We start from the raw sequence: 22,497 nt of genomic DNA, 5'->3' as shown, positions 1-22,497 counted from the left end.
GGCGTCAGTCGTTCTCGCGGCGCTTGCGACCGGTCACCATCGATTTCACCAGGTTCTCCCGGTGGGACAGACTGGCCGCCAGCACACCGGCGATGTGCAGCAGCACGAGAAACACGGTGAAGTCGGCCGAGGCCTCATGGATATCCTCCCAGAACTCCTCGGCGGCCTCGCTGGCCCCGGCGGCTCTCGCGTCACTGTCCTCGTCGTCGCGCCCGTCCGCCCGCGCGGCGGTGATCAGGGCGATGCGCGATGGTGGCTCGGCGACGGCCACGGCAGCCAGCGGACCCGCGTTTTCCTCGATGGCATAGATCTCCAGCCCGGAGAATGTGGTGACCGCCAGGCTCGCCAGCAGCGCGAAGATCATGACGGCGCCCGCGGGGCTGTGACCGATGTAGCGACGCGCCCGGTGGGTGGCCAGCCGGCCGAGGTATTGCAGCGCCTGCACCGGCGAGAAGAGAAAGTCGCGGAAGCGGGCGTGCTCGCTGCCGATGAAGCCCCAGAGAATGCGCAGGAGCACCACCCCGGCCACCGCATAACCGGCCCAGACGTGCTGCGCGAGCAGATCTTCTTCCGTGAAATAAGCGGTGAAGAATGCCGCCACCAGTACCCAGTGGCCGATACGCACCACCGGATCCCACACCTTTACGGTCTCTTTTTTCTCCTGCATCTCCGGTCTCCTCGCTGTCGGGGTTGATCCATCATCCCCGGCGGGCGGCGATGCTACTATCCGCCATCCGTCCTATACGTCAGGAAAACGTGATCAGCGAGCGGCTCTATGTCGGATGACGTACACGACCGGCGCCGGGTGCCGGCGGTGATGGCTCTGCTGGCCGTCATCGCAGCACTCATCGCCTGGGATCTCCTGCTCGACTACGGCGAGGGCGCGGACTGGCGCCATGTGTCGATCGAACTGGCGGTGCTGGCGGCGGCGGGCGCAGGCCTCGTGCTGCTGTGGGGACGGCTGGAGCGCACCCGTTCGGATCTGGCCGCGGCGCGGGACCGGGCGGAAGAATGGCAACGGCAGAACCGGGAGCTGGTGCGCGGACTCGGTATCGCAATCGAGAATCAGTTCGTCGACTGGGGCCTCACCCGCGCGGAATCCGAGGTGGGCCTGCTGCTGCTGAAGGGGCTGAGCCACAAGGAGATCGCGGCAGTGCGGGACACCAGCGAGCGCACCATCCGCGAGCAGGCCCGGGCGGTCTATCGCAAGTCGGGCCTGTCGGGCCGTTCCGCCCTGTCCGCGTTTTTCCTCGAGGATCTGCTCGTCCCCGGCGAGCCGCGGGAGTAGCCGGGCCCGGCATCCTCTCCACGGCGGCCGGGCATCCGGCCGAGGCTACATGTCCTCGCGGCCGTGCGGGGCCTCGAAGTCGAGCTCCGGGCCCACCGGCACGATGCGCGTCGGATTGATGGTCGCGTGGCTCGCGTAGTAGTGCTTCTTGATGTGCTCGAAGTTCACCGTCTCGCGGACCTTCGGATGCTGGTAAAGGTCCCGGGTGAAGCCCCACAGATTCGGATACTCGCTCAGCCGACGGACATTGCACTTGAAGTGGCCGTGGTAGACCGGGTCGAACCGCACCAGGGTGGTGAACAGCCGGATGTCGGCCTCGGTCAGGGTGTCGCCGACCAGCCAGCGTGAGCCGGCAAGGCGTTCCTCCAGCCAGTCCATGGTCTCGAACAGGGGATACACCGCCTCTTCGTAGGCTTCCTGGGTGGTGGCGAAGCCCGACTTGTACACGCCGTTGTTCAGCGTGTGATACACGCGCTCGTTGACGGCGTCGATCTCCGCGCGCAGCGGCTCAGGGTAGTAGTCGCCGGGTTCCGCGCCGAGATGATCGAATGCGGAGTTCAGCATGCGGATGATCTCGGAGGATTCGTTGTTGACGATCGTCTCGCGCTGCTTGTCCCAGAGTACCGGCACCGTTACCCGGCCGGTGAAGTCCGGGTCCGCCTTCTGATAGAGCTGGTAGAGGCGCTCGACGTCGTGGATGGGGTCCGGGATCACGCCCGGGCCGGGCTCGAAGGTCCAGCCGTGCTCGGCCATGTACCAGTGCACCACCGAGATGGGCAGCATCTCTTCCAGACCCTTCAACGAGCGCACGATCAGCGCCCGGTGGGCCCAGGGACAGGCCAGCGAGACGTAGAGGTGATAGCGGTCGGGCTCCGCAGCGTAGCCGCCTTCGCCGGAGGGCCCCGGCTCGCCGTCGGCGGTTATCCAGTTACGGTACGCCTGTTCCTGACGCTTGAACTTCCCGCCGGTGGACTTCGTGTCGTACCACTGGTCCTTCCACTGGCCGTCTACGAGCAAACCCATTGCTGGCTCCTTGCTGACAAGATTTCTGACTGTGTGCGATCTGCGGACAAAGAGAGGCGCCGGCCGGGCCGTACCCGGCCGGCGCCCCGGTGACAGTCTACTGTTTCAGGCGCGACGTGGCCGATTTAACGGCCGCGGACATCGACTGCCAGGCGCTTTCGGCGCCGGCCTTGATGTCTTCCCAGGCGTCGTCGCTGGCCTCCCTCAGTTCCTCGAGCCGCTTCTTCATGTCGTCACGGCGGGATTTGAGGTCCTCGATGGCCTCGGAATAGTCCGCCTCGGCATCGGCCCGCTGCCGTTTCGCCTTCGCCTGCAGCTTGTCGATCTCGGCGTTCCATTCCTCGAGCTGGGCTTCCAGCTTCTTCTGATACGTGCTCTTGTCGGCCATGCGTAGTACTCCTTTTTCTGCGCTTCTCCCTTAGACATGGGCGCGGATACCGCCCGATCAAGGTGCCGCCGCGGGATTTATCCCAGCGTTGCGTCGAGGAACATCATCACCACGAAGCCGGCCAGCAGCGAGAAGGTGGCGATGTTCTGCAGTCCCCGCCGGTGAGTCTCCGGGATGATCTCGTCGCTGATGATGAACAGCATGGCGCCGGCGGCGAAGGCCAGGGCCCAGGGCATGAGCGGCCCGGCGACGGAGACCGCCGCACTGCCGAACAATCCGCCGATCGGTTCGGCGAGGCCGGTCAGGAAGGCCACCAGCCAGGACTGCAGGCGGGTGTAGCCCGCGCCGATCAGCGAAACGGCCACGGCCAGGCCCTCGGGCAGGTTCTGGATGCCGATGCCGGTCGCGAGCGCGAGTCCGTTGTCGACGTTGCCACCGGCGAAGCCCACCCCGACGGCCATGCCTTCGGGAAAGTTGTGCAGCGTGATGGCAATGATGAACAGCCAGATGCGCTCCAGCGCCGCGGTGTCCGGGCCTTCGCGGCCGGCGAAGAAATGCTCGTGCGGCACGTAGCGATGGACGCCGGCCAGCGCCAGTGCGCCGAGCAGCAGGCCCGCGATGACCACGCCGACCGCCGCCTGCCTCCCGCCGAATTCCGCCTCGCCGTAGGCAATGGCCGGCAGCAGCAGCGAGAAGAAAGAGGCGGCCAGCATGATGCCGGCGGCGAAGCTCAGCAGCAGATCCTCGGTGGCATCCGTAAGCCGGCGGACGAAGAATACGCCCACGGCGCCGACGCCGGTGCCCAGCCCGGCCACGAGGCTCGCGGCGAAGCCGAGCCAGACGACGTTGACGGCGGTCTCCTGCATGGTGGCTTACACTCTGGTGGCTACCCCGTCGGGCCTGAAGGCCCTCCTACAGCATCGGGCCTGAAGGCCCTCCTACATTACACATGGCAGCTCCTCCCGACGACCCTCATGCCAAACCCGCGCGCGAGGCGGAGTTCCGCTTCTACGAGGAGCTGAACGACTTCCTGCCTACGGCGCGGCGCAAGCGCAGCTTCGTCCACCGCTTCACCGACACGCCCTCGGTCAAGGACACCGTCGAGGCGCTGGGCGTGCCCCATACCGAGATCGACGTGATCCTGGTCGACGGCGAGTCCGTCGACTTCGGCCACCGGCTGCGCGGCGGCGAGCGGGTGGCCGTCTATCCGGTGTTCGAGCGTCTCGACGTGGCGCCCCTGGTCCGGCTGCGCCCGGCGCCCCTGCGGGTGACGCGCTTCATCGCGGACGTGCACCTCGGCACGCTGGCCCGCTACCTCCGCCTGCTGGGTTACGACACGGTGTGGCGGAACGACCTCGGCGACGACGAGATCATCGACCGCTCCCTCGCCGAGCACCGAATTATCCTCACGCGGGATATCGGCATCCTGCGCAACGGGCGCGTGACCCACGGCTACTGGCTGCGCGCCACCGATCCGGTGGCCCAGCTGGAGGAGGTGGTCCGGGCCCTTCAGCTCGGCCCGGAATTCGAGCCCTACACCCGCTGCCTGGAGTGCGACGGGGAGTGCGTGCCGATCCGCCGCCGGGAGGCCGCCCTGAGGGTCCCGCTGCAGGTATTCCTCGTCTACCGCGACTTCCGCCGCTGTACGGGCTGCGGGCGCATCTACTGGCCGGGGTCGCACCTGGAACGCCTGGACCGGGTCATCGAGCGGGCCCGGGCCGCGGCCGCCCCATCGCGGCGCTAGGGGCAACCGCCGCGGCGGCCCGTCACTATCGCAGTCGGCCAGGCGCTTCGCCTGGCGGTATTGCCTAGCGGTACTGCGGCACCACCCGCTCGAAGTAGCAGCGAGTGCCGTCGTCCAGCAGGATCGAGTTGTAGACGTTCGTCGCGCCGGTGTCCGGCGTCACGAACAGCACCTCCGCGGTCTCGGTCAGGCCCGGGCACGGAGCGGTCAGCGTCGTCTCCAGCACGAGGCCGTCCTCGCCGGTGACGAGGTTCAGCGTGCGCTCGTCGACGACGTCCCAGCCGATGAACGAGCCGGCAGCTACCAGCGCGCCGGCTTCCCCAGGGGATTCCGGCAGATCGGCGGCGGGACGCCGGCCGGCCCCGGCGGACAGTGCCGCGGCCTCCGCTTCCCTCAGCTCGACGATCCTGATCGTCCAGTCCACGTCGTTGCCCGAGATGCCGATGCGGAACGTGCCGCTCTCGCGGATGAGCTTGGAGCCGGCACCGGTGCCCCGAAGCTGGGTGATGAAGCCGAGGTATTCGCTCGTCTCCGCGTCATACAGGTTGGTGTAGAAGGCGGAGAGCAGGGGATGCTCGCTCTCGGCCTCCCAGTCCACCCGCCAGGGGCCTTCCACCTCGAACCGGGGCGTCGTGTCCGGGCCGGAGCCGGTGAAGGTCTTCACCAGTTCCTCCGCGCCGGAGGGGGCCGCGAACAACAGGAGCGGAACGACGAGTGACAGCAGCGGCCACTTCCCTGGCCACGAGGGGGTCTTGCGCGTAGTCATGTCTCCTCCCGACATTACGGCGCGCGGGCGTTGCCGCGCGCGGGACGAACCATCAATCGCTCGCGGTTTATCTGCCTCCACCATGCTGGGCCAGCCGGCGCCGCGCCGGCAATACGTAATGGCGGCAGGTCAGAGGAGCGACGCCTGGCGTGGCAGCGGCCAGGGCGGCAGCGCCGGCAGCCCCCGCATGCCCGGCTCGCGCTGCAGCGTCTCGTGGAAGGTGCGTGCGAACGGCGGGCAATGCAGATTGTTCGGGCAGTGGATCATCATGTAGACCCGCTGTCCGGCCCGCAGGTAGCCCGCCACCCGTCGGCACCACTCGGCCATCCAGACCTCGTTGCTGCCGGCATCGGGATGCAGCACCAGGCGCACGAAGGCGAGGCCGTTGTAGACCGTATCCAGCACCGGCACGTCGGGTTTCTCATGCAGTGCCTGCTGCACCTCCGGGTGTGCGGTGTCGCCCTGGTAGATGGGCCTGCTGTCCATCATGACGCGGCCACAGCCGTGCTCGGCAAGCAGCGGCTCGAGCAGCTCCGGGCGGGAGAAGAACGCGGGATGGCGCACCTCGATGGCGTAGCGGTACTGGCGGGAAAGCCGGGAGAGCACCGTCTCCATGCCGGCGATCTCCTTCGGGCCGGCCGTGGCCGGGAACTGCACGAGCAGCGGGCCGATGTGCTCGCCGAGGGGCTCGATCGCCCGCAGGAAGGCGTCGAGGTCCGACAGGGAGGGCGCCGGCTCGTGGGTGACGCTGCGGGGCAGCTTGAAGCAGAACTCGAAGTCGCGTCCCGCGACGCCCTCGTGCCACGCGGCCACCGTCTTCTCCTCCGGAATGCGATAGAAGGTGGTGTTGCCCTCCACCGTGCCGAAGAAGCGGGCATAGTCCGCCAGCGGGGACGGGCGCGCATCCCAGTAGCGGCCTTTCCAGCCAGGAAACGCCCAGGCCGGCAACCCGACCCGATACTCCGGTGCCGGACCGAACTTTTGCAACTTTTCCAACTTGTTTGCTCGACGGGAGTCAGGGGGCGTAGCGGATACCGTTGGCGGCGATGATGAGTCAGCCGCCTTTCTCGGGCAAGATAACGGACCGATCGATGCGACGAGAACAACGATGACACCACGCCTTCTGCCGCCGACCCTGCTGACACTGCTGGCTCTCGCTTTCCCGGCCCTCGCCGCCGACCAGCCTGCCGACGACCGCACCGGGGAGACCGCGGAGGCGCTCGCGACAGACGCGTGGCAGTCGATGCCCGGCTTCATCGACATGTACTGGGACGAGGACGGCGGCCGCCTGGTGCTCGCGCTGGATGCCTTCGACGAACCCTTCATCTACCAGTCCTCGCTGGCCCGGGGCGTGGGCTCCAACGACATCGGTCTGGACCGGGGACAGCTCGGCGCCACGCGCCTGGTCGAGCTCCGCCGGGTCGGTCCCCGCGTGCTGCTGATTCAGCACAATCTGGCCTACCGGGCGCTCGACGGCGATGCCCCGGAACGCGCCGCCACCACGGAGTCCTTCGCCACCTCGGTCCTGTGGGGCTTCGAGGTGCTGGGCGAGCGCGACGATGCAGTGTTCGTGGACGCCACCCCGTTCCTGCTCCGCGACGCTCACGGCATCGCCCGCCGCCTGGCGGACATGGAGGAGGGTACCTATGCGGTGGATGCCGACCGCTCGGCCGTCTACCTGCCACGCACGAAGGCCTTCCCGGACAACAGCGAGACCGAGGCCATGGTCACGTTCACCGGCAAGCCCGAGGGGGAGTTGCTGCCCACCGTCGCACCGGATCCGACCAGCTTCACCGTACACCTGCACCATTCCTTCGTGCGGCTGCCGCCGCCGGGCTACGAGCCTCTGCCCTACGATCCCCGCGGCGGCATCATCGGCCTGACGTACGACAACGGCGGCTTCGTGGACTACGCCACCGGGATCAGCGACCCGTTACTGGTGAACTACGGGCGCCGCCACCGGCTCGCGAAGCAGGACCCGGCCGCGCCGATGAGCGAGCCGGTGGAGCCCATCGTCTACTACGTCGACCGGGGCGCGCCCGAGCCGGTACGCAGCGCCCTGATCGAGGGCGCCGCATGGTGGAACCAGGCCTTCGAGGGGGCGGGTTACCGCGACGCCTTCCGCGTGGAGCTGCTGCCCGAAGACGCCGACCCCATGGACGTGCGCTACAACGTCATCCAGTGGGTACACCGCTCCACCCGCGGCTGGTCCTACGGCGCCTCCGTTCTCGACCCCCGCACCGGCGAGATCATCAAGGGCCACGTCACCCTCGGCTCACTCCGCGTACGCCAGGACTACCTCCTCGCGGAGGGCCTCCTGGCACCGTATGAGGTGCCGGACCGAACTCTCGAAACTTTTCCAACTTATGCCCCGGACGATGACCCCATGCTCGCCATGGCCCTCGCCCGCATCCGCCAGCTCTCGGCCCACGAGGTCGGCCACACCCTCGGCATCGAGCACAACTTCGCCGCCAGCACCCAGGACCGCGCCTCGGTCATGGACTACCCCTTCCCGCAGATCCGCCTCACCGACGAGGGCGTCATCGACCTCACCGACGCCTACGACACCGGCATCGGCGACTGGGACGAACGCGCCATCCTCTATGCCTACCAGGACTTCCCGCCAGGCACCGGTGCCGCAGCCGAACGCGACCGCATCCTGGCGGAGACCGCCGCCCGCTACGCCTACGTCGCCGACGACGACGCCCGCGGCACCGGCACGCCGCACCCGGACGGCAACCTCTGGGACAACGGCGTAGACGCCATCGCCGAACTCGAACACCTCCTGCGCGTCCGCGACGTCGTGCTCCGGCGCTTCGGCGAGCGCAACATCCGCCCCGGACGCCCCTGGGCGACGCTGGAAGAGGTACTCGTGCCGATGTACCTCCTGCACCGCTACCAGATCCGCGCGGTCTCCAAACTCATCGGCGGCCGCTACTTCGACTACGCACTCCGCGGCGACGGCCAGCGCATCAGCGCGGGCGTCCCCGCGCAGCGCCAGCGCGCCGCCATGGACGCCCTCATCGCACTGCTCGACCCCGCCGTCCTGCGACTGCCGGACCGCATCGTCGAGCTCATCCCGCCACGACCGCCCGGCTATGCCCCCAACCGCGAACTCTTCCCGCGCGAGACCGGCAACACGTTCGACCCGGCGGGGCCGGCCGACAGCGCCGCGGCACTCACCCTGGCCGCGCTGCTCGACCCCGCCCGCGCCGCCCGCCTGGAGCGCCAGCGCGCGGCCGACGCCGACCAGCCCGGCTTCGCCGAACTCATCGACGCCGTGCTGCAAGCCACCTGGTATGCCGACCGCCGCGATCGCATGGAAGGGCTCATCCACCGGCGTACCAACCGCCAGACCCTGCACGCCCTCATGCGCCTGGCCGCCGACGAAGACGCCGACCCCGCCGTGCGCATGCTCGCCACCGGCGCTATAGACAATCTCGACGACTGGCTCGAAGACCGCCTGGATGGCCGAATGGATGCGCGCTGGCGGGCCGCCTACACCGCCGCCCGTCAGGACATCGAGCGTTTCGGCGACGACCCCGCCTACGTCGAACAGCTGCCGGAGACCACGGTGCCTCCGGGCTCACCCATCGGCGACGGCTACTGACCCGATCGGCTGCTCAGGACAGCCGGAGTCCGTACTCGGCTTCCAGCCGCGTATGGTTCGACCAGAACGAGGGCGGCGGGGCACTGCTCGCCAGCGCCTCCAGTATGTCGAGATGGGCATGCCAGCCGGCGGCGGCACCGAGCAGGTCGCCGCGCGCGGCCAGTCCGGTCTCCGTCAGCGTGAGCAGCGTCTCGCCGCCCCGCGCCTCCAGCTCGAAAATCACGATGCTCGGCGGACCCTGATCCGACGGCCACTCGAGGACGAGCCGCGAGGGTGCGTTCACCTCCAGCACACGGCCCTCGAGCCGCACCTCCGCGGACAGCGACCGGTACTTCTCGGGTGGCTCGTCACCGGGCCGGCAGAGGTCGCCGTTGCGGAACACGAACTCGGCCCGCCCCCCTGCGCGCAGCTCGAACTCGCCGGCCGCCAGCCAGCGCGAGCGCTTCTCCGCATCCACCAGATACTCCCAGACCACGTCGGCCGGCGCGTTCAGCAACCGCTCGAAGCGGATGCATCCTGGCACCTGGTATTCACCGTACTCGTTCATGTTTCATTCCCCCGCGTTGTGCCCGTCTGCCGCGATCGCCTCTTCCAGGGCATCCAGCCGTCCGGCCCAGAATCGCCGCCGCTCCTCTATCCACGCCGCGGCCGCATCCAGCGGCGCGGGATCCAGCGACAGAAAATGCTCCCGCCCGGCCCGCCGCCGCCGCACCAGCCCGGCACGCTCCAGCAGGCGGATGTGCTTCGAGACGGAGTTGAGCGAGATGTCGAACGGCTCGGCCAGGTCGGTCACCCGCGCCTCGCCCGCCTCCAGACGCTGAAGGATGCGTCTTCGCACCGGATCGGCGAGGGCGATCATCGTGTTGTCCAGAACGTCGTTGGTTCGCATGGCATTAATTAATACGTTTCGGTGAATAATATCGGCGACAACCCGTTGCGTCAATTCCGGCGCAGCGTTGCCGCTCTGCTATCCTCGCGGCTCTGCAGACTGTGGGAGCCGCGCCATGACCGGATACATCGACCCTGAACGCGACCAGTTCGAAGCCTTCAAGGACCTGCCGCGGGACCAACCCATACTGATGCTGAACTTCCTGCGCTTCCGCGACAAAGCCGCCTACCCGGATGGCCGCGAGGCCACGGGCGCCGAGGCCTACGCCGCCTACGGCCGGGACAGCGGCCCCATCTTCCGCCGCGTTGGCGGCGAGATCGTCTGGCGGGCGAAGCAGGAGCTGATGGTGATCGGCCCATCGGACAAGCACTGGGACCTGGTGTTCGTAGCCCGCTATCCGACGGCCGGCGCCTTCCTCGAGATGGTCACCGACCCGGACTACCGGGAGGCCGTGAAGCACCGCCAGGCCGCGGTCGCCGACAGCCGGCTCATCCGCATGAGCGAGGCGGACGAGGGCGAGGGCTTCGGCGGCTGATCCACCGAGGCTGCTTCAGAGTGCCTGCGTTACAGGGCGCGGGCGACCACGATGCCGCCCATGGCCACCATACAGGCCAGCTGCACGAAGAAGAACGTGAATCGCAGCCCCGCCGTGAATTCGCCGGGCCTCGTGCCGATGTGCAGCAGCGTCTGGCATACCCGCGCGACAATCAGCACGATCGCCAGCACGTCGAGGCTCGGCCCGGTCGTGCCGCTGGCTATCAGCGCCACCACGATCGCGCCGTAGACCGGCAGATTCTCCACGCAGTTCATGTGGGCCCGCATCGCGCGGCGATACCAGTCGCTGCCCTGAGGCACGTCCGGGTTCCATTCGCTGACGGACGCGCGCCCGGTCAGTATGTGACCCCACCTGTACACACCGACCGTGGTGGTCAGTGTCAGCAGCGTCCAACCGGCGAAGGCGAGCAATACCCAGACAGGGATAGTCATGGTCGGGCTCCTGTGGCATGCGGATACGTGACCTGCAGGCTAACATCCGGCGCCGGGCCCGTTTGACCTGCCCCACGGCGCGGCGTTAGCCTTTTGCATACACACGCAAATCCGCGTAATCCGTCGCGGGACTCACCTGCCCAGGCGCGGTTCCCGCGACGCGCGGGGGAGAGATTCAAATGCCTTATCACCTGGAAGGTGACCTCCTCGAGGTCTGCACCTGCGAGACGCTGTGCCCGTGCTGGGTGGGCGAGAACCCGGACGGCGGTACCTGCGACTCCTCGCTGGCCTACCACATCCGCAGCGGCGAGATCGATGGCGTGGACGTCTCCGGCCTGACCTGGGTCGGCGTGGTCCACATCCCCGGCAACGTATTCGACGGCAACTGGCGGGAGATCGCCTATCTGAACGACACGGCCACCGACGAACAGGAGGCCGCGCTGCGCCGCGTCTTCCTCGGCGAAGCCGGCGGGCCCATCGCCGACCTCGCGCAGCTGGTGGGCGAGCTCATCGACGTGCGCCGGGCGCCCATCGTCTGCGACGTGGAAGAGGGCAAGGGCCGGTTCACAATCGGCGACGTCGTCGAGGCGGATCTCGAGCCCTACGTGGGGCCGAACGGCGAACCGACGAAGCTCGTGGGTTCCGTCTTCTCCACCATCCCGGGCTCGCCCGCCTACGTCGGCAAGGCCACCCGCTATCGCCAGAAGAGCGAGGAGCTGGGCCAGGACATCGACATCGCCGGCCACAACGCGATATCCGGCCCGTTCGTGTTCGACTACGACGAAGCCGCCTGACCCGGCGGCACCGCGCGCCCGGCCCGCCTGCGGGCGCCGCGGCATGGTCGTCGCATGAACCCGAACACCCGGTATCAGAGCTGGCTCGCAGTCGCGCTCGGCGGCACCGTCGCGGTCGCGTGGGCGTTGCTGTGGTGGCTGGAACGGACGCCGTGGGGCGCCCTGTTCCATGCCCACGGCGGCGCGCACGCCCACGCCGGCCACGCCCAGCCGCTGACGGTGACGGCCGTGGCGTTCGTGGTGGGCTGGACGCTCATGACCGTGGCCATGATGCTGCCGAGCACGTTTCCCCTCGTCGAGATATTCCGCCGGCTGGTGCGCCGTCGGCGCCATGCGGCGGCCCTGGTCGGCGTCCTCACGGGCGGCTATCTGGTCGTCTGGGCGATTCTCGGCGCGGTCGTCTTTGCTGCCGGCCAGGCGTTCGGTCTGCTGGAGTTGCCGCTGCCGGTCTGGGCGCCCGCCGCCGGCCTGTTCCTGCTGGCCGGTGCCTTCCAGTTCTCGGCGCTGAAGTACCGCTGCCTGGAGCAATGCCGTGCCCCGCTGGGCTTCGTCCTGTCGCGCTGGAGCGCGGGCACTGGAGATGCCCGCCGGGCCTGGCGCATCGGCGTCGACCACGGGCTGTTCTGCGCCGGCTGCTGCTGGGCGCTGATGCTGCTCATGTTCGCCGCGGCCAGCGCGAACCTCCTGTGGATGTTCGTGCTGGGGCTGATCATGGCGGTGGAAAAGAATGCGAGCTGGGGCCGGCGCATCGGCGAGCCGCTGGGCGCGGTGCTGTTGCTCGCCGGCGGCGGCATCGCCGCCGCCGGGCTGGCGGCTTCCTGAGCGGGGCAAGCGTCATCCCCTTATTCAACTGCAGCCGTTTCCCGCCTAAAGTCTTACAAGGGAAGCAACGTCTCGGGGGTACAGGCATGAATCAGCGATTCCGCTTCTGCCTGCTCGCACTACTAGCTCTCCCGGTCCTCGCAGCGGCCAGGCCCGACGCGGTGGACGCCTGCGCCGAATGCCACGGTGCGGACGGAATGGGCACGGGCGATCCCATGATCCCCGTGCTCGCCGGCATACCTGCCGGGCACATCGAGGAGGCCGTCTTCGCCTACATCGACGGCGCGCGGCGCTGCGTGCGGGAGCCGAAGATGTGCGAGACGGTGGCGGAGCTCGACGAGGACACGGTGTTCGATATCGCCAACTACTACGGCGCGAAGGAGCGTCAGGCTCTCAACCAACCTTACGACGAGAAGCTGGCGGAGGAGGGCGCCGCGCTGCACCGCCAGCACTGCGCCGCCTGCCACATGCGGCCGGACAGCGAGGAGGCGGAGTACGCCATCGGTATCCCCCTGCACGGTCAGCGCAAGGAATATCTCCGCTACGCCATCGAGGCCTACCTCGCCGGCGACCGGGAAGCCCTGCTGCCGGCCATGGCGCATGAACTCGGGGAACTGGAAGCCGGCGATATCGGCGCCGTGGTGAACTACTACGCGAGCTACCGACCCGCCGACGCGGCGGACTAGGCCCCCCCGCCCATATGCAGATTCCGAGAGTTTCCCGGGACAGGACAACGCGTTATCTTGTTCCTGTCCGGGCAGGCCCGGGCCTGCCCGGTTTCCCGCGGGAGACAAGGAGACGGCCATGCCTGTTACCAGACTGAAGGAATTCCTCGACCGGGAGAACGTCAAGTACGTCACCGTCGGCCATTCACCCGCCTTCACCGCCCAGGAGATCGCCGAACGGGCCCACATCCCCGGCAAGGAACTGGCGAAGACGGTGATGGTGAAGATCGACGGCGAACTGGCGATGATCGTGGTGCCGGCCTCGGACCACGTGAAGCTCGCGCGTCTGAAGGAGGCGCTGGGCGCCGACGAGGTGGAACTCGCCGGCGAGTACGAGTTCAAGGAACGCTTCCCGGACTGCGAGACGGGTGCGATGCCGCCCTTCGGCAACCTCTACGACATGAAGGTGTTTGTTTCGGCGGCGCTCAGGGAGGACGACGAGATCGCCTTCAACGCCGGCTCCCACAGCGAGCTGATCCGCATGTCCTACGCGGACTTCGAGCGGCTGGTGAACCCGACGCCGCTGGCGGCCTAACGCTGTGGGAGGGCCTTCAGGCCCGATTGTTTTAGGGGTCGGGGCTAAAGCCCCTCCTACTGGCACTCTGTAGGAGCGCCTTCAGGCGCGATACGCGGTCGGGCCTGAAGGCCCTCCTACATGCCCATCGAGGCGGGGTCTATTTCAACCAGCACCTCGTTGCGGCGCAGGAACGGCGGCATGAACGGGGCGTTGTAAGCGGCGGACCGTGGTGTGCCGACGATCTCGATGCCGTCGCCCTCGAGCGCGCGGAGCAGGATCGCCGTGTGCTTCTCGAAATTGGACGCGGTCCAGCGGCCCGAGTAGCGGTGCACGGCCATGGTGCGTGCGGGCACCTCGCGGATGGTGACCCGTTCGTCCTCCGGTACGGGCAGCGTCTCGCGGGTGTACTTGCGCTCCATCACGAACTGGTAGCGGTAGCGCTCCGCCTCGGCCACGCGCTCGGCGATCACCGGCACCGTCATATTCATCTTCACGCTCTCGGTGGGCTCCCGGGTGACCGGCGCGGTCATGGCCATCTTCTCAGACGCCTTGTTGTCGCCGAAGATGTAGCCCGCCAGGATGCGGAAGCCCTTGCCGCCGCTCTCGCCGTAATCGCCTTCCACGACGGTCTCGGCCACCAGATAGGGCTCGTAGGCGCGGATCTCGTACTCCTCGCGCTCGGCGAGCACCCGGTACTCCGGCTCCTCGTAGGCCATGGCGGTCCCCGTCAGCATCGATGCGACGACGGCAATGATTATGGCAGCGGCTGGACGCATGGATCACCTCGATAATCGTGCAGGAGGGCCTTCAGGCCCGATTGTTTTAGGGGTCGGGGCTAAAGCCCCTCCTACTGGCACTCTGTAGGAGCGCCTTCAGGCGCGATCCTGCAATCGCAATCGGGCCTGAAGGCCCTCCTGCATCGGACTATAATTCGCTGAAACAACAAGAACGGAGGCAGCCATGCCCAGGATTCCCCGCGATCGCGACAACGATTACTCGGAAGAGGCGGTACGCAGCCGTCGGGAGTTCATCACCGAGCAGACCGGCACCCGCTTCACCCATCTCGGCAGCTATTCGCTTTACCCCGCCACCCTGCGCGGCAACGTCGAGAACTTCACCGGCATCGCGCAGATGCCCATCGGCTTCGCCGGCCCGCTGCTGGTGAACGGCGAGCACGCCGAGGGCGAGTTCTACGTGCCCATGGCCACCACCGAGGGCACGCTGGTGGCGAGCTACAACCGGGGCATGAGCCTGACCCGGGAGGCAGGCGGCATCACCACCACCGTCGCCGACGACGCCATGCAGCGCGCGCCGGTGTTCCTGTTCCCCAGCGCGCGGGAAGCCCGGGCCTTCGGCGAGTGGGTGTCGGAGAACTTCGCTGGCATCAAGGCGGCGGCGGAGGCCACCACGAGTGTCGGCAGGCTGCGCGACATCGAACAGTACGCGGCCAGCCGGATGCTCTACCTGCGTTTCAACTACACCACCGGCGACGCGGCCGGCCAGAACATGGCAGGTAAGGCCACGCTGGCGGCCTGTCACTGGATTATCGAGAACTACGGCCGCGTGGAGTACTACCTGTCGGGCAACATGGACACCGACAAGAAGCACTCCGCGCTCAACGGCCTGCGCAGCCGTGGCAAACGGGTGATTGCCGAGGTGACCATCCCTGACGCGGTGCTGCGTGAACGCATTCGGGTGTCGGCGGAGCAGCTGTTCGCCACGCGGCGGGTGTCCCAGCTCGGCGCGCTCATGGCGGGGTCCGTCTACAACGGCGTGCACCCGGCCAACGGCATCGCCGCCACCTTCATCGCCACCGGTCAGGACGAGGCGAACGTAGCCGAGTCCCACGCCGCGTTTACCTATGCCGAACTCACGCGCACCGGCGACTACTACTACTCCATCACGCTGCCGTCGCTCATCGTCGCCACCTACGGCGGTGGCACCGGCCTCGCCACCCAGCGCGAGTGCCTCGAGTCGCTGGGCTGCTATGGCAAGGGCAAGGCGAAGAAGCTCGCCGAGATCATCGCCGCGACCGTGCTCTGCGGCGAGCTGTCCCTGGGCGCCGCCGTGATCGCCGAGGAGTGGGTCAGCAGCCACGAAAACTACGGCAGAAACCGATAAAGGTATACCGTCCATCAGGCTCAGCCTGATTGTCGTATCGGCGTAAACCGCTTGCCGAATCCCACGCGCGCCGTAGCATGAGGACGGTGGCGCGACCGCTCCACGCGTAATCGCGCCATTGTCCCCATGGTCGGACCCCCCTCCGGCCGTTAAATCCGCAGGGAACGCGGAGCCGGAAGCGGGGCGGCACCCCGTCGCCCCGCGCCGGTCCTTTCATCCTGCGGAGCCGCGGAAGCGGGCGGATTCGCCGCTGGCCGCGAACACCTCGGCGGCCTGGCGCACCGCCTTCAGCATGGCCGCGGCGGCCGGAGTCATCGGTCGCTCCGACGGCGTCACCAGACTCGCATTGCGGCGCACGGAAGGCCGCTCCACGGGGAGGATGTGCACGCCCCAGGCCTCCTTCGCCAGCCGGCTGGTAACCAGCGCCGGCGACGTCATCAGCAGAAAATCGTTCGCTGCCAGCAGCTTCATGCCGATGCGGTAGGCGTCCGAACCGATGAAGCGCGTTGGCGGTTCGAGCCCCTCGGCGATGAAGGCGTCGGTGATCACGTCCACATCGGTGGGGCGGGAGTACGGCACCACCCACGTGTAGCCGGCGAGGTCGCGGAGCCGGACCTTGCGCTTGCGGGCCAGCGGGTGGGCCGGCCGGCAGGCCACCACGTCGTCTGCGGAGTAGATGACCTCGGCGCCGAAGCCTTCCCGCAGCGCGAAGCCGCCGACGCCCACCGCCACGAAATCGAATTCCCCGTCGTAGAGCCGCTCCAGAATCTGCTCCGAGTAACCCTCGATGAGGTTGATGCGGAGGCCGGGCCGTTCCGCGTGGACCAGGCTCACGGCCGGCTCGATGATGTCGCCGGCGAAGGTCTCGCCGATGCCCACGGTTACCGTGCCGGTCTCCGCATTCGCCAGGCTCCTCAGTGCCTCACGCGCGCGGCGGTCGGCGGCAATCTGGGAGCGGGCATGGGTGACCAGCGTCTCGCCGTAGGCGGTGAGCTTCGTTATGCCGCCGGGCCCGCGATCGAACAGGCGGACGTCGAGCGCCTTCTCCAGCCCGGACAGGCTGGCCGACAATGCCTGCTGGGTCAGGCCGAGCTCGCGCGCGGCGGCGGCCAGCGTGCCGTGATCGACCACCGCGAGGAACCGCTCCAACTGCCGTAATTCCATGCTGATACCCGGGCAGGAGGGCCTTCAGGCCCTCCTACATGGTGCTCAATGCATCTCCTCGCCGCCGCTCACGTTCAGCGCCTCGCCGGTGATGAACGCCGCGTCGTCGGAGGCGAGGAACGCCGCCGCCGCCGCCGTATCCTCCGGCAGGCCGACGCGGCCGAGCGGGATGCGCTGGCGCAGCGCCGCCCGATACTCCTCGACGGTCTGCCCCTTGTACTTCGCGAAATACTCGTTCTGCTTTTTGCCGAGCCCGGTGGTGACGTGGTTCGGACATACGGCGTTCACCGTGATGCCGTCGCCGGCGTAATCGATCGCCGCCGTGCGCGTCAGCCCCACCATGCCGTGCTTGGACGCGACGTAGGGCGCCATGTGGGGGAAGCCGGACTTGGCCGCCTGGCTGGCGATATTGATGATGCGCCCGCCGTCGCCCTGTTCGCGCATCTGCGCCGCGGCGATGCGGGTGCACAGGAACGCGCCGGTGAGATTCACGTCCAGCACCAGCTTCCACTCTTCCAGCGTCAGGTCGGCGGTGTGCTTCATCATGTAGCCGACGCCCGCGTTGTTCACCAGGATGTCGAGGCGCCCGAACGCCTCCACCGTGCCGTCCACCAGTGCCTGCACCTGGGCCTCGTCGCGCACGTCGCAGGGCAGCGCCACCGCCTCGGCGCCCGCCTCGCGCAGCCCCGCCGCCACCGCTTCCATCTCCTCGGTGGTGCCGATGTTGCCGCTGTCCAGGCCTTCGTCCGGCCGGCCGAGATCGGTGACTACCACCTTGCAGCCCTCGGCAGCGAGGCGGCGGAGGATGCCCTCGCCCAGGCCCTTCCGGCGGCCCGAGCCCGTGCAGACGGCGACCTTGCCCTGCAGTCCTCGCATCACGCCACCTCCTCGCTGAGCATGAATACCGGGTTATCGGCGAAGCCGCGGAACTCGCTCGCCACCTTCTGCATGGTTTCCGTGGCCACCTCGCTCGCGAATCCGGCCATGTCGCTCACGCGGATCATCTCCACATACTGGTAGGGCGCCGGCGCATCCGAGCCCAGCACGCCGGTGGTGCGGTAGACGTCGAAACCGTCGGTAGTGGCCAGATTGCGCACCGTCGGAAGATCGGTCTCTGCGGCCCAGCGCTCGTAGGCGGCCGGGTCGGCGTCCGGCTTCAGGTTGAACAGCACGATGATGGTGGTCATGGGTGTCGTCATGGCCTGGCCTCCCGGTACAAAAGTTCATGCCTCTTATACAAAAAGGATTTGTGTTTGACAACCGAAAGGCAATTTCGGGAAAATCCGGGATCGCTCAGCAGAGGACGCGAAGCATGATCCAGCCACAGCCTCACGATCTGCAGCCCGGCCCCACCCGCGACGAGCGGGCCCGGCAGGAATTCGTCTCCGGCCTGCGCCGGCACGTGCTCACCCGCCTGGCGGGACACATGCGCGGCGAGTACGACGAGGAGGTGCTGCCCGCATTCGAGCGCGAACACGGCCGCCCGCCCGCGGACGGGCCCGAGGTGCACAAGGCCGTGCGCGCCACGCGCGCGTTCCGCTTCTACAGCGCCGTGCGCACGAACGCCCAGGAGATGGTGTTCGCCTCGGTCATCCCCGGCGTGGAGCGGCGCATCGCGGAACTGGCCGACCAGGCCCGCGCGCTGCGCGACGACGACGACCGGGCCGGCGGCTCGCTCACCCTCGACCCGGACCTCGAGGTGCCCCGCAACGTGACCGAGATCGACGTGCATCTCGCGCCGGGCAGTTACCACGCGGAATACGGCGACGACGACGTGGTGGCGGGCGCCCTGTACGACCACTCCATCAACGTGTTCGCCTTCGGTCAGTTCGGCCGCGAACTCGACGACATCGGCCAGACGCTGTCCAACTACATCCGGCTGAAGTACCCGGCGTTCCGCCCGCAGCGCATCCTCGACTGCGGCTGCACCATCGGCCACAACACGCTGCCCTGGGCGCGGACATTCCCGGAGGCCGAGGTGCACGGCATCGACGTGGCCCCGGGCGTGCTGCGCTACGCGAGCGCACGGGCGAAGAGCCTGGGCGTGCCGGTGCACTTCCGCCAGATGGATGCGACGAAGCTCGACTACCCGGACGCGAGCCTGGACGTGGTGTTCTCGTCCATGTTTCTGCACGAGCTGCCACTCAAAGACATCCATGCCTTCTTCCGCGAGGCGTACCGGGTGCTGAAGCCGGGTGGCGTGCTTTGGAACATGGAGCTGCCGCCGAACTCCCGCATGGCGCCTTACGAGAGCTTCTATCTGGACTGGGACAGCTATTACAACAACGAGCCCTTCTACAAGCCGTTCCGCGACCAGGACTACCAGGGGCTGTGCACCGACGCCGGATTCGCGGCGGAGGACTTCATCGAGGCCACCCTGCCGCGTTACAGTTTCGTCGGCGAGGCCGCCTTCCGCGAGGGCGTGGACCAGCCCGCCCTGTTCGACAGCCAGACCGGCCGCATGGACCCGAAGGGGACGCGCTGGTACGCCTTCGGCGCCTGGAAACAGTCCTGAGCCGCGCCCCGGCGCCTGAGAGGAGAGAGACATGTCTGCAGAACTACCCCGCATGGCCCGCGGCCGCCGCAACCGCTTTTTCGAGGCCGAGGGCGTCGACGAGCTTCTGAGCATGGTGATGGAACTCACCGCCGAGGTGGCTACGCTGCGCGAGCGGCTCTACGTCACCGAGCGCGTGCTCGAGCAGAACGGCCTCGCCGTGGGCGAGGGCATCGAGCGCTACCAGATCAGCGACGAAGACGACGCCTGGCTCACCGCCGAACGCGAGCGGCTGCTCTCCACCGTGCTGCGCACGGTCGAGTCCGGCAGCCGCGACGCCGTGGAAGCGGCGCCGGCCGGCGAAGAGAGCGCCAAAAAGAGAGACTCCGGGGAAGATCCGAAATCGTTCCGCGCCGCGTGACCGCGCCCCGTCCCGCGTGAGCGCCGGCGACACCGCGTATCCCACCCTCTTCAGGCCGGTCGAGATCGGGGGCCTGCGCCTGCGCAACCGGCTGGCCCATGCCTCCATCCTGACGAAGTTCGTCCGCGACGGCGAGCCCACCGAACAGTTCATCAACTACCACGGCGCCCGCGCCCGGGGCGGCACCGGCCTGATCGTCACCGAGCCCGTCGCCATGACGTCGGTGAACCGGGTGCCGTACCGGCTGCGGGTCTGGGACGACAAGACCTATGACTCGCTGGCGCGTGTCGCGGAAGCCGTGGAAGGCGCCGACACGCGGCTGCTCGGCCAGGTGCAGGACTCGGGCCGCGGCCGCCACGCCGTCGGCCGCAACGAGGGCGCAGTCGGCGCATCGGCCCTGCCGGACGACCTCAGCTGGACGGTGCCGCGGGTGCTCACGCCGGGCGAGATCCGGCAGATGATCGACGAGTGGGCCGAGGGCTCGGCGCGGCTGAAGCGCGCCGGCTGGTCCGGTGTGGAGATCTCCGCCGGCCACGGCCACATCTTCCACCAGTTCCTCTCCGCCTGGTCGAACCGCCGGGAGGACGAATTCGGCGGTGACCTCGCCGGCCGCGCCCGCTTTCTGACCGAGCTGATCGCCGCCATCCGGGCCGCCTGCGGGCGGCCGTTCCTCATCGGCGTGAAACTGCCCGGCGACGACGGCGTGCCGGGCAGCATCGGCCTCGACGAAGCGCGGCGCATCTCCGAACTCGTCGCCGCCACCGGCGAGGTGGACTACTGGACCTGGGCCTGGGGCGCACACGCCAACTCGCTCTGGCGCCACCTGCCGGATGCCCACGGCGAGCGCCATCCCTATCTCGGCCACATCCGGGAGCTCAGACAGGTGGCGCCGGAGATCCCCGCCGGCGCCATCGGCTACATCACCGACCCGAACGAATGCGAGCGGGCGCTCACCGACGGCACGGCAGACCTGGCCTTCCTCGGCCGCCCGCTGATCACCGATCCCGCCTTCGGCACGAAGGCCGAGCACGGCCGCGAGGCGGAGATCCGCTACTGCGTCTCCTGCAACACCTGCTGGCGCGCCATCATCGAGGGCGGCGGGCTGGAGTGCGACAACAACCCCCGGGTGGGCACGCCGGACGAGGCCGCCTGGAAGCCCGCGCCGGCTAAACGGCCCCGGCACGTCGTCATCGTCGGCGGCGGCATCGCAGGCATGGAGGCGGCCCACACTGCGGCCCGACGGGGTCATCGGGTGACCGTGTTCTCGGCCTCCGACGAGCCCGGCGGAAAGACGCGCCTGCACGCGGAGCTGCCCGGCGGCGAGAACCTCTCCAGCATCTACGACTACCAGTACCTGGCCGGCAAGGCCGCCGGCGTGCGTTACGAGACGGGGGTGCTCGCCAGGGCCGACGACGTCCTGGCGCTGAAGCCGGACCACGTGCTGCTCGCCACCGGTTCCCGCATGGCAGTGCCGGACTTCGTGCCGGCGGAGTTCGCCGAGGACGACCTGGTACCGGATCTGCGCACCCTGGCCCGCGACATGCTGGAGCGCTCCGGCCGCGAACCCGGCCGCGTCGTCGTCGTGGACCGTGACCACACCGAGATGACCTACGCGGCCGCCGAACTCTTCGCCGAGCGCTTCGAACGGGTGATGCTGGTCACGCCTCGCGAGCGCATCGCCTCCGACTGCTCGCTGATCAACCGGCAGGGCATCTATCACCGCCTGAGCGCGAAGGGGATCGAGATACGCACCTGCGTCGAGCCCCGCAATCTCGACCTGCTGGAGGAGGGCGCGCTCGGCCTGGTGAACGTCTGGAGCGGGGCGGAGAGCCGGGTGGACGAGGTAATCGCCATCACCTACGCCACCGCGCGTGTGCCGGACGACGCCCTGCGCGCGCCGCTGGAGGCGGCAGGTTTGACGGTGGAATGCATCGGCGACGCCCGCGCCCCCCGCGGCGTGCTGGCCGCGACGCGCGAAGGCTACGAGGTGGCGATGCTGATCTAATGTAGGAGGGCCTGGTAGGAGGGGATTTATCCCCGATCCAATAAAGATCGGGGATAAATCCCCTCCTACAATGTCTAATAAGCCATGCACCGGTTTCACCTCATCGCCACGCTGCTTCTGATCACCGGCCTCGCCCACGCCGGCCAGATCTACCACTGGGTGGATGAGGACGGCGTCGCCCATTACAGCCAGACGCCGCCGGCCGACGCGACCGTCCCGGTCGAGACCCGCGAAGTCACCACGTCCACCCCCGACGACTACGACCCTGACGAGTATGAGTACTCCGTGATGAACCAGGCCGAGCGCATCCACGCCGAGTGGACCGCACTCGCAGAGGAGCGGGAAAAGGAACAGGAAGCGAGGCGCGAGGCGCGCCGGTCAGCCGAGGAGCGCCTCGCATACGAGCCCCATGGTCGCCGGGAAGGCCGCTACGGCTGGCGCTATGGCCGCGACGGCTACTACTACCCGGTGGCGCATCCCCGCCCGCCGTTCCGGCCCGGCCCCAAGGTCCGCCGTGACCAGTTCCGGCAACTGGACGAACTCGGCCTCTGGCGCGAACCGCCGGCCTACAGCATCAACTCCACCCGCCACTGGCAGCGCGTCGAGCAGACCCGCTCGCTGGCAGTCCCCTGATCCCATGTAGGAGGGCCTTCAGGCCCGACCCTGCTGTGGGAGGGCCTTCAGGCCCGATTCCTTCTCTCCTGGCCGCCCTGCGGGGGTATCCATCTTGCTCCCGACA

The 22,497-nt window shown here is 68.3% G+C and carries 26 protein-coding genes; 13 read left to right on the top strand and 13 right to left on the bottom strand.

Features of this window, described 5'->3' with window-relative positions; all coding sequences use genetic code 11:
- Positions 1 to 4: 4 nt before the first annotated feature.
- Entirely contained in the window at positions 5 to 667 is a 663-nt protein-coding gene (locus ACJMKZ_RS07610) for a cytochrome b/b6 domain-containing protein (protein ID WP_405232588.1), read from the bottom strand.
- Between the two features lie 108 nt (positions 668 to 775).
- On the opposite strand from ACJMKZ_RS07610, the gene ACJMKZ_RS07605 reads away from it, so the two are divergent.
- Complete coding sequence (locus tag ACJMKZ_RS07605; RefSeq protein ID WP_405232587.1) at positions 776 to 1,288, top strand: helix-turn-helix transcriptional regulator; 513 nt, start codon at positions 776 to 778, stop codon at positions 1,286 to 1,288.
- A gap of 45 nt (positions 1,289 to 1,333) precedes the next feature.
- On the opposite strand, the gene ACJMKZ_RS07600 is transcribed toward ACJMKZ_RS07605, so the two are convergent.
- The 3 genes from ACJMKZ_RS07600 to ACJMKZ_RS07590 all read right to left on the bottom strand — a co-directional run bounded on the left by ACJMKZ_RS07600 (position 1,334) and on the right by ACJMKZ_RS07590 (position 3,565).
- Positions 1,334 to 2,311: a glutathione S-transferase family protein gene (locus tag ACJMKZ_RS07600; protein WP_405232586.1), complete on the bottom strand. Its 978-nt coding sequence runs from the start codon at positions 2,309 to 2,311 to the stop codon at positions 1,334 to 1,336.
- A 97-nt stretch (positions 2,312 to 2,408) separates the two neighbouring features.
- Positions 2,409 to 2,699, bottom strand: coding sequence for a sll1863 family stress response protein (locus ACJMKZ_RS07595; protein ID WP_405232585.1), 291 nt, complete (start codon positions 2,697 to 2,699; stop codon positions 2,409 to 2,411).
- Between the two features lie 77 nt (positions 2,700 to 2,776).
- A complete protein-coding gene (locus ACJMKZ_RS07590) occupies positions 2,777 to 3,565 on the bottom strand; it encodes a ZIP family metal transporter (protein ID WP_405232584.1) in 789 nt (262 codons plus the stop codon).
- Between the two features lie 83 nt (positions 3,566 to 3,648).
- On the opposite strand from ACJMKZ_RS07590, the gene ACJMKZ_RS07585 reads away from it, so the two are divergent.
- Entirely contained in the window at positions 3,649 to 4,443 is a 795-nt protein-coding gene (locus tag ACJMKZ_RS07585; protein ID WP_405232583.1) for a Mut7-C RNAse domain-containing protein, read from the top strand.
- A 64-nt stretch (positions 4,444 to 4,507) separates the two neighbouring features.
- Here the strand turns inward: ACJMKZ_RS07585 and ACJMKZ_RS07580 are convergent, their stop codons facing one another.
- Positions 4,508 to 5,209, bottom strand: a complete 702-nt coding sequence (locus ACJMKZ_RS07580; protein ID WP_405232582.1) for a hypothetical protein — start codon at positions 5,207 to 5,209, stop codon at positions 4,508 to 4,510.
- Between the two features lie 129 nt (positions 5,210 to 5,338).
- Complete coding sequence (locus ACJMKZ_RS07575; RefSeq protein ID WP_405232581.1) at positions 5,339 to 6,205, bottom strand: DUF72 domain-containing protein; 867 nt, start codon at positions 6,203 to 6,205, stop codon at positions 5,339 to 5,341.
- Between the two features lie 112 nt (positions 6,206 to 6,317).
- On the opposite strand from ACJMKZ_RS07575, the gene ACJMKZ_RS07570 reads away from it, so the two are divergent.
- The gene (locus ACJMKZ_RS07570; protein ID WP_405232580.1) at positions 6,318 to 8,819 is read left to right on the top strand and encodes a zinc-dependent metalloprotease; all 2,502 of its coding nucleotides are present in this window, start codon (positions 6,318 to 6,320) and stop codon (positions 8,817 to 8,819) included.
- Positions 8,820 to 8,832: 13 nt separating this feature from the next.
- On the opposite strand, the gene ACJMKZ_RS07565 is transcribed toward ACJMKZ_RS07570, so the two are convergent.
- Both ACJMKZ_RS07565 and ACJMKZ_RS07560 read right to left on the bottom strand, forming a co-directional pair.
- Entirely contained in the window at positions 8,833 to 9,366 is a 534-nt protein-coding gene (locus ACJMKZ_RS07565; protein ID WP_405232579.1) for an SRPBCC family protein, read from the bottom strand.
- Between the two features lie 3 nt (positions 9,367 to 9,369).
- Complete coding sequence (locus tag ACJMKZ_RS07560; RefSeq protein WP_405232578.1) at positions 9,370 to 9,708, bottom strand: ArsR/SmtB family transcription factor; 339 nt, start codon at positions 9,706 to 9,708, stop codon at positions 9,370 to 9,372.
- A 115-nt stretch (positions 9,709 to 9,823) separates the two neighbouring features.
- On the opposite strand from ACJMKZ_RS07560, the gene ACJMKZ_RS07555 reads away from it, so the two are divergent.
- On the top strand, positions 9,824 to 10,243 hold the full coding sequence (locus ACJMKZ_RS07555) for a DUF1330 domain-containing protein (RefSeq protein WP_405232577.1): 420 nt from the start codon (positions 9,824 to 9,826) through the stop codon (positions 10,241 to 10,243).
- A gap of 29 nt (positions 10,244 to 10,272) precedes the next feature.
- Here ACJMKZ_RS07555 and ACJMKZ_RS07550 read toward each other — a convergent pair whose 3' ends face one another.
- Positions 10,273 to 10,695 carry an MAPEG family protein gene (locus ACJMKZ_RS07550; protein ID WP_405232576.1) on the bottom strand — a complete coding sequence of 141 codons (423 nt, stop codon included), beginning with the start codon at positions 10,693 to 10,695 and terminating at the stop codon, positions 10,273 to 10,275.
- A gap of 179 nt (positions 10,696 to 10,874) precedes the next feature.
- Here ACJMKZ_RS07550 and ACJMKZ_RS07545 point away from each other — a divergent pair, with 179 nt between their 5' ends.
- The 4 genes from ACJMKZ_RS07545 (at position 10,875) to ACJMKZ_RS07530 (ending at position 13,571) form a co-directional block, all read left to right on the top strand.
- On the top strand, positions 10,875 to 11,489 hold the full coding sequence (locus tag ACJMKZ_RS07545) for a DUF1326 domain-containing protein (RefSeq protein ID WP_405232575.1): 615 nt from the start codon (positions 10,875 to 10,877) through the stop codon (positions 11,487 to 11,489).
- 54 nt (positions 11,490 to 11,543) lie between these two features.
- Positions 11,544 to 12,311 carry a DUF2182 domain-containing protein gene (locus ACJMKZ_RS07540; RefSeq protein ID WP_405232574.1) on the top strand — a complete coding sequence of 256 codons (768 nt, stop codon included), beginning with the start codon at positions 11,544 to 11,546 and terminating at the stop codon, positions 12,309 to 12,311.
- Between the two features lie 86 nt (positions 12,312 to 12,397).
- Complete coding sequence (locus ACJMKZ_RS07535; RefSeq protein WP_405232573.1) at positions 12,398 to 12,997, top strand: c-type cytochrome; 600 nt, start codon at positions 12,398 to 12,400, stop codon at positions 12,995 to 12,997.
- Between the two features lie 118 nt (positions 12,998 to 13,115).
- Positions 13,116 to 13,571, top strand: coding sequence for an aminoacyl-tRNA deacylase (locus ACJMKZ_RS07530; RefSeq protein ID WP_405232572.1), 456 nt, complete (start codon positions 13,116 to 13,118; stop codon positions 13,569 to 13,571).
- A 116-nt stretch (positions 13,572 to 13,687) separates the two neighbouring features.
- Here ACJMKZ_RS07530 and ACJMKZ_RS07525 read toward each other — a convergent pair whose 3' ends face one another.
- A complete protein-coding gene (locus tag ACJMKZ_RS07525; protein ID WP_405232571.1) occupies positions 13,688 to 14,329 on the bottom strand; it encodes an SOUL family heme-binding protein in 642 nt (213 codons plus the stop codon).
- A gap of 184 nt (positions 14,330 to 14,513) precedes the next feature.
- Between ACJMKZ_RS07525 and ACJMKZ_RS07520 the strand changes: the two genes are divergently transcribed.
- Positions 14,514 to 15,674, top strand: a complete 1,161-nt coding sequence (locus ACJMKZ_RS07520; protein WP_405232570.1) for a hydroxymethylglutaryl-CoA reductase — start codon at positions 14,514 to 14,516, stop codon at positions 15,672 to 15,674.
- A gap of 213 nt (positions 15,675 to 15,887) precedes the next feature.
- Here the strand turns inward: ACJMKZ_RS07520 and ACJMKZ_RS07515 are convergent, their stop codons facing one another.
- The 3 genes from ACJMKZ_RS07515 to ACJMKZ_RS07505 are packed head-to-tail and all read right to left on the bottom strand — an operon-like array spanning position 15,888 to position 18,037.
- The gene (locus ACJMKZ_RS07515) at positions 15,888 to 16,838 is read right to left on the bottom strand and encodes a LysR family transcriptional regulator (protein WP_405232569.1); all 951 of its coding nucleotides are present in this window, start codon (positions 16,836 to 16,838) and stop codon (positions 15,888 to 15,890) included.
- Between the two features lie 45 nt (positions 16,839 to 16,883).
- The gene (locus ACJMKZ_RS07510) at positions 16,884 to 17,714 is read right to left on the bottom strand and encodes an SDR family NAD(P)-dependent oxidoreductase (RefSeq protein WP_405232568.1); all 831 of its coding nucleotides are present in this window, start codon (positions 17,712 to 17,714) and stop codon (positions 16,884 to 16,886) included.
- Positions 17,714 to 18,037, bottom strand: coding sequence for an REDY-like protein HapK (locus ACJMKZ_RS07505; protein WP_405232567.1), 324 nt, complete (start codon positions 18,035 to 18,037; stop codon positions 17,714 to 17,716). Before ACJMKZ_RS07505 ends, ACJMKZ_RS07510 begins: the two co-directional genes overlap by 1 nt.
- A 113-nt stretch (positions 18,038 to 18,150) precedes the next feature.
- Between ACJMKZ_RS07505 and ACJMKZ_RS07500 the strand changes: the two genes are divergently transcribed.
- From ACJMKZ_RS07500 to ACJMKZ_RS07485, 4 genes are all read left to right on the top strand, one after another.
- On the top strand, positions 18,151 to 19,353 hold the full coding sequence (locus ACJMKZ_RS07500) for a class I SAM-dependent methyltransferase (protein ID WP_405232566.1): 1,203 nt from the start codon (positions 18,151 to 18,153) through the stop codon (positions 19,351 to 19,353).
- A gap of 31 nt (positions 19,354 to 19,384) precedes the next feature.
- Positions 19,385 to 19,753, top strand: a complete 369-nt coding sequence (locus ACJMKZ_RS07495) for a hypothetical protein (protein ID WP_405232565.1) — start codon at positions 19,385 to 19,387, stop codon at positions 19,751 to 19,753.
- Positions 19,754 to 19,769: 16 nt separating this feature from the next.
- Positions 19,770 to 21,758, top strand: coding sequence for an FAD-dependent oxidoreductase (locus ACJMKZ_RS07490; RefSeq protein WP_405232564.1), 1,989 nt, complete (start codon positions 19,770 to 19,772; stop codon positions 21,756 to 21,758).
- 84 nt (positions 21,759 to 21,842) lie between these two features.
- Positions 21,843 to 22,391 (top strand): DUF4124 domain-containing protein, encoded by a 549-nt coding sequence (locus ACJMKZ_RS07485; RefSeq protein ID WP_405232563.1) that lies wholly within the window; start codon positions 21,843 to 21,845, stop codon positions 22,389 to 22,391.
- The last annotated feature ends 106 nt before the right edge of the window (positions 22,392 to 22,497 follow it).

The organism is Lentisalinibacter salinarum (genome assembly GCF_040706555.1).
GTDB classification, from domain to species: Bacteria; Pseudomonadota; Gammaproteobacteria; order Steroidobacterales; family Woeseiaceae; genus Lentisalinibacter; species Lentisalinibacter salinarum.
Note: the sequence above shows the minus strand (reverse complement) of the source record. Positions and strands in the feature narration are given on the sequence as shown.

Coding starts and splice junctions, on each gene's coding strand:
- ACJMKZ_RS07610 (WP_405232588.1), bottom strand. CDS start 667: ATGCAGGAGAAAAAAGAGACCGTAAAGGTGTGGGATCCGGTGGTGCGT.
- ACJMKZ_RS07605 (WP_405232587.1), top strand. CDS start 776: ATGTCGGATGACGTACACGACCGGCGCCGGGTGCCGGCGGTGATGGCT.
- ACJMKZ_RS07600 (WP_405232586.1), bottom strand. CDS start 2,311: ATGGGTTTGCTCGTAGACGGCCAGTGGAAGGACCAGTGGTACGACACG.
- ACJMKZ_RS07595 (WP_405232585.1), bottom strand. CDS start 2,699: ATGGCCGACAAGAGCACGTATCAGAAGAAGCTGGAAGCCCAGCTCGAG.
- ACJMKZ_RS07590 (WP_405232584.1), bottom strand. CDS start 3,565: ATGCAGGAGACCGCCGTCAACGTCGTCTGGCTCGGCTTCGCCGCGAGC.
- ACJMKZ_RS07585 (WP_405232583.1), top strand. CDS start 3,649: ATGGCAGCTCCTCCCGACGACCCTCATGCCAAACCCGCGCGCGAGGCG.
- ACJMKZ_RS07580 (WP_405232582.1), bottom strand. CDS start 5,209: ATGACTACGCGCAAGACCCCCTCGTGGCCAGGGAAGTGGCCGCTGCTG.
- ACJMKZ_RS07570 (WP_405232580.1), top strand. CDS start 6,318: ATGACACCACGCCTTCTGCCGCCGACCCTGCTGACACTGCTGGCTCTC.
- ACJMKZ_RS07565 (WP_405232579.1), bottom strand. CDS start 9,366: ATGAACGAGTACGGTGAATACCAGGTGCCAGGATGCATCCGCTTCGAG.
- ACJMKZ_RS07560 (WP_405232578.1), bottom strand. CDS start 9,708: ATGCGAACCAACGACGTTCTGGACAACACGATGATCGCCCTCGCCGAT.
- ACJMKZ_RS07555 (WP_405232577.1), top strand. CDS start 9,824: ATGACCGGATACATCGACCCTGAACGCGACCAGTTCGAAGCCTTCAAG.
- ACJMKZ_RS07550 (WP_405232576.1), bottom strand. CDS start 10,695: ATGACTATCCCTGTCTGGGTATTGCTCGCCTTCGCCGGTTGGACGCTG.
- ACJMKZ_RS07545 (WP_405232575.1), top strand. CDS start 10,875: ATGCCTTATCACCTGGAAGGTGACCTCCTCGAGGTCTGCACCTGCGAG.
- ACJMKZ_RS07540 (WP_405232574.1), top strand. CDS start 11,544: ATGAACCCGAACACCCGGTATCAGAGCTGGCTCGCAGTCGCGCTCGGC.
- ACJMKZ_RS07535 (WP_405232573.1), top strand. CDS start 12,398: ATGAATCAGCGATTCCGCTTCTGCCTGCTCGCACTACTAGCTCTCCCG.
- ACJMKZ_RS07530 (WP_405232572.1), top strand. CDS start 13,116: ATGCCTGTTACCAGACTGAAGGAATTCCTCGACCGGGAGAACGTCAAG.
- ACJMKZ_RS07525 (WP_405232571.1), bottom strand. CDS start 14,329: ATGCGTCCAGCCGCTGCCATAATCATTGCCGTCGTCGCATCGATGCTG.
- ACJMKZ_RS07520 (WP_405232570.1), top strand. CDS start 14,514: ATGCCCAGGATTCCCCGCGATCGCGACAACGATTACTCGGAAGAGGCG.
- ACJMKZ_RS07515 (WP_405232569.1), bottom strand. CDS start 16,838: ATGGAATTACGGCAGTTGGAGCGGTTCCTCGCGGTGGTCGATCACGGC.
- ACJMKZ_RS07510 (WP_405232568.1), bottom strand. CDS start 17,714: ATGCGAGGACTGCAGGGCAAGGTCGCCGTCTGCACGGGCTCGGGCCGC.
- ACJMKZ_RS07505 (WP_405232567.1), bottom strand. CDS start 18,037: ATGACGACACCCATGACCACCATCATCGTGCTGTTCAACCTGAAGCCG.
- ACJMKZ_RS07500 (WP_405232566.1), top strand. CDS start 18,151: ATGATCCAGCCACAGCCTCACGATCTGCAGCCCGGCCCCACCCGCGAC.
- ACJMKZ_RS07495 (WP_405232565.1), top strand. CDS start 19,385: ATGTCTGCAGAACTACCCCGCATGGCCCGCGGCCGCCGCAACCGCTTT.
- ACJMKZ_RS07485 (WP_405232563.1), top strand. CDS start 21,843: ATGCACCGGTTTCACCTCATCGCCACGCTGCTTCTGATCACCGGCCTC.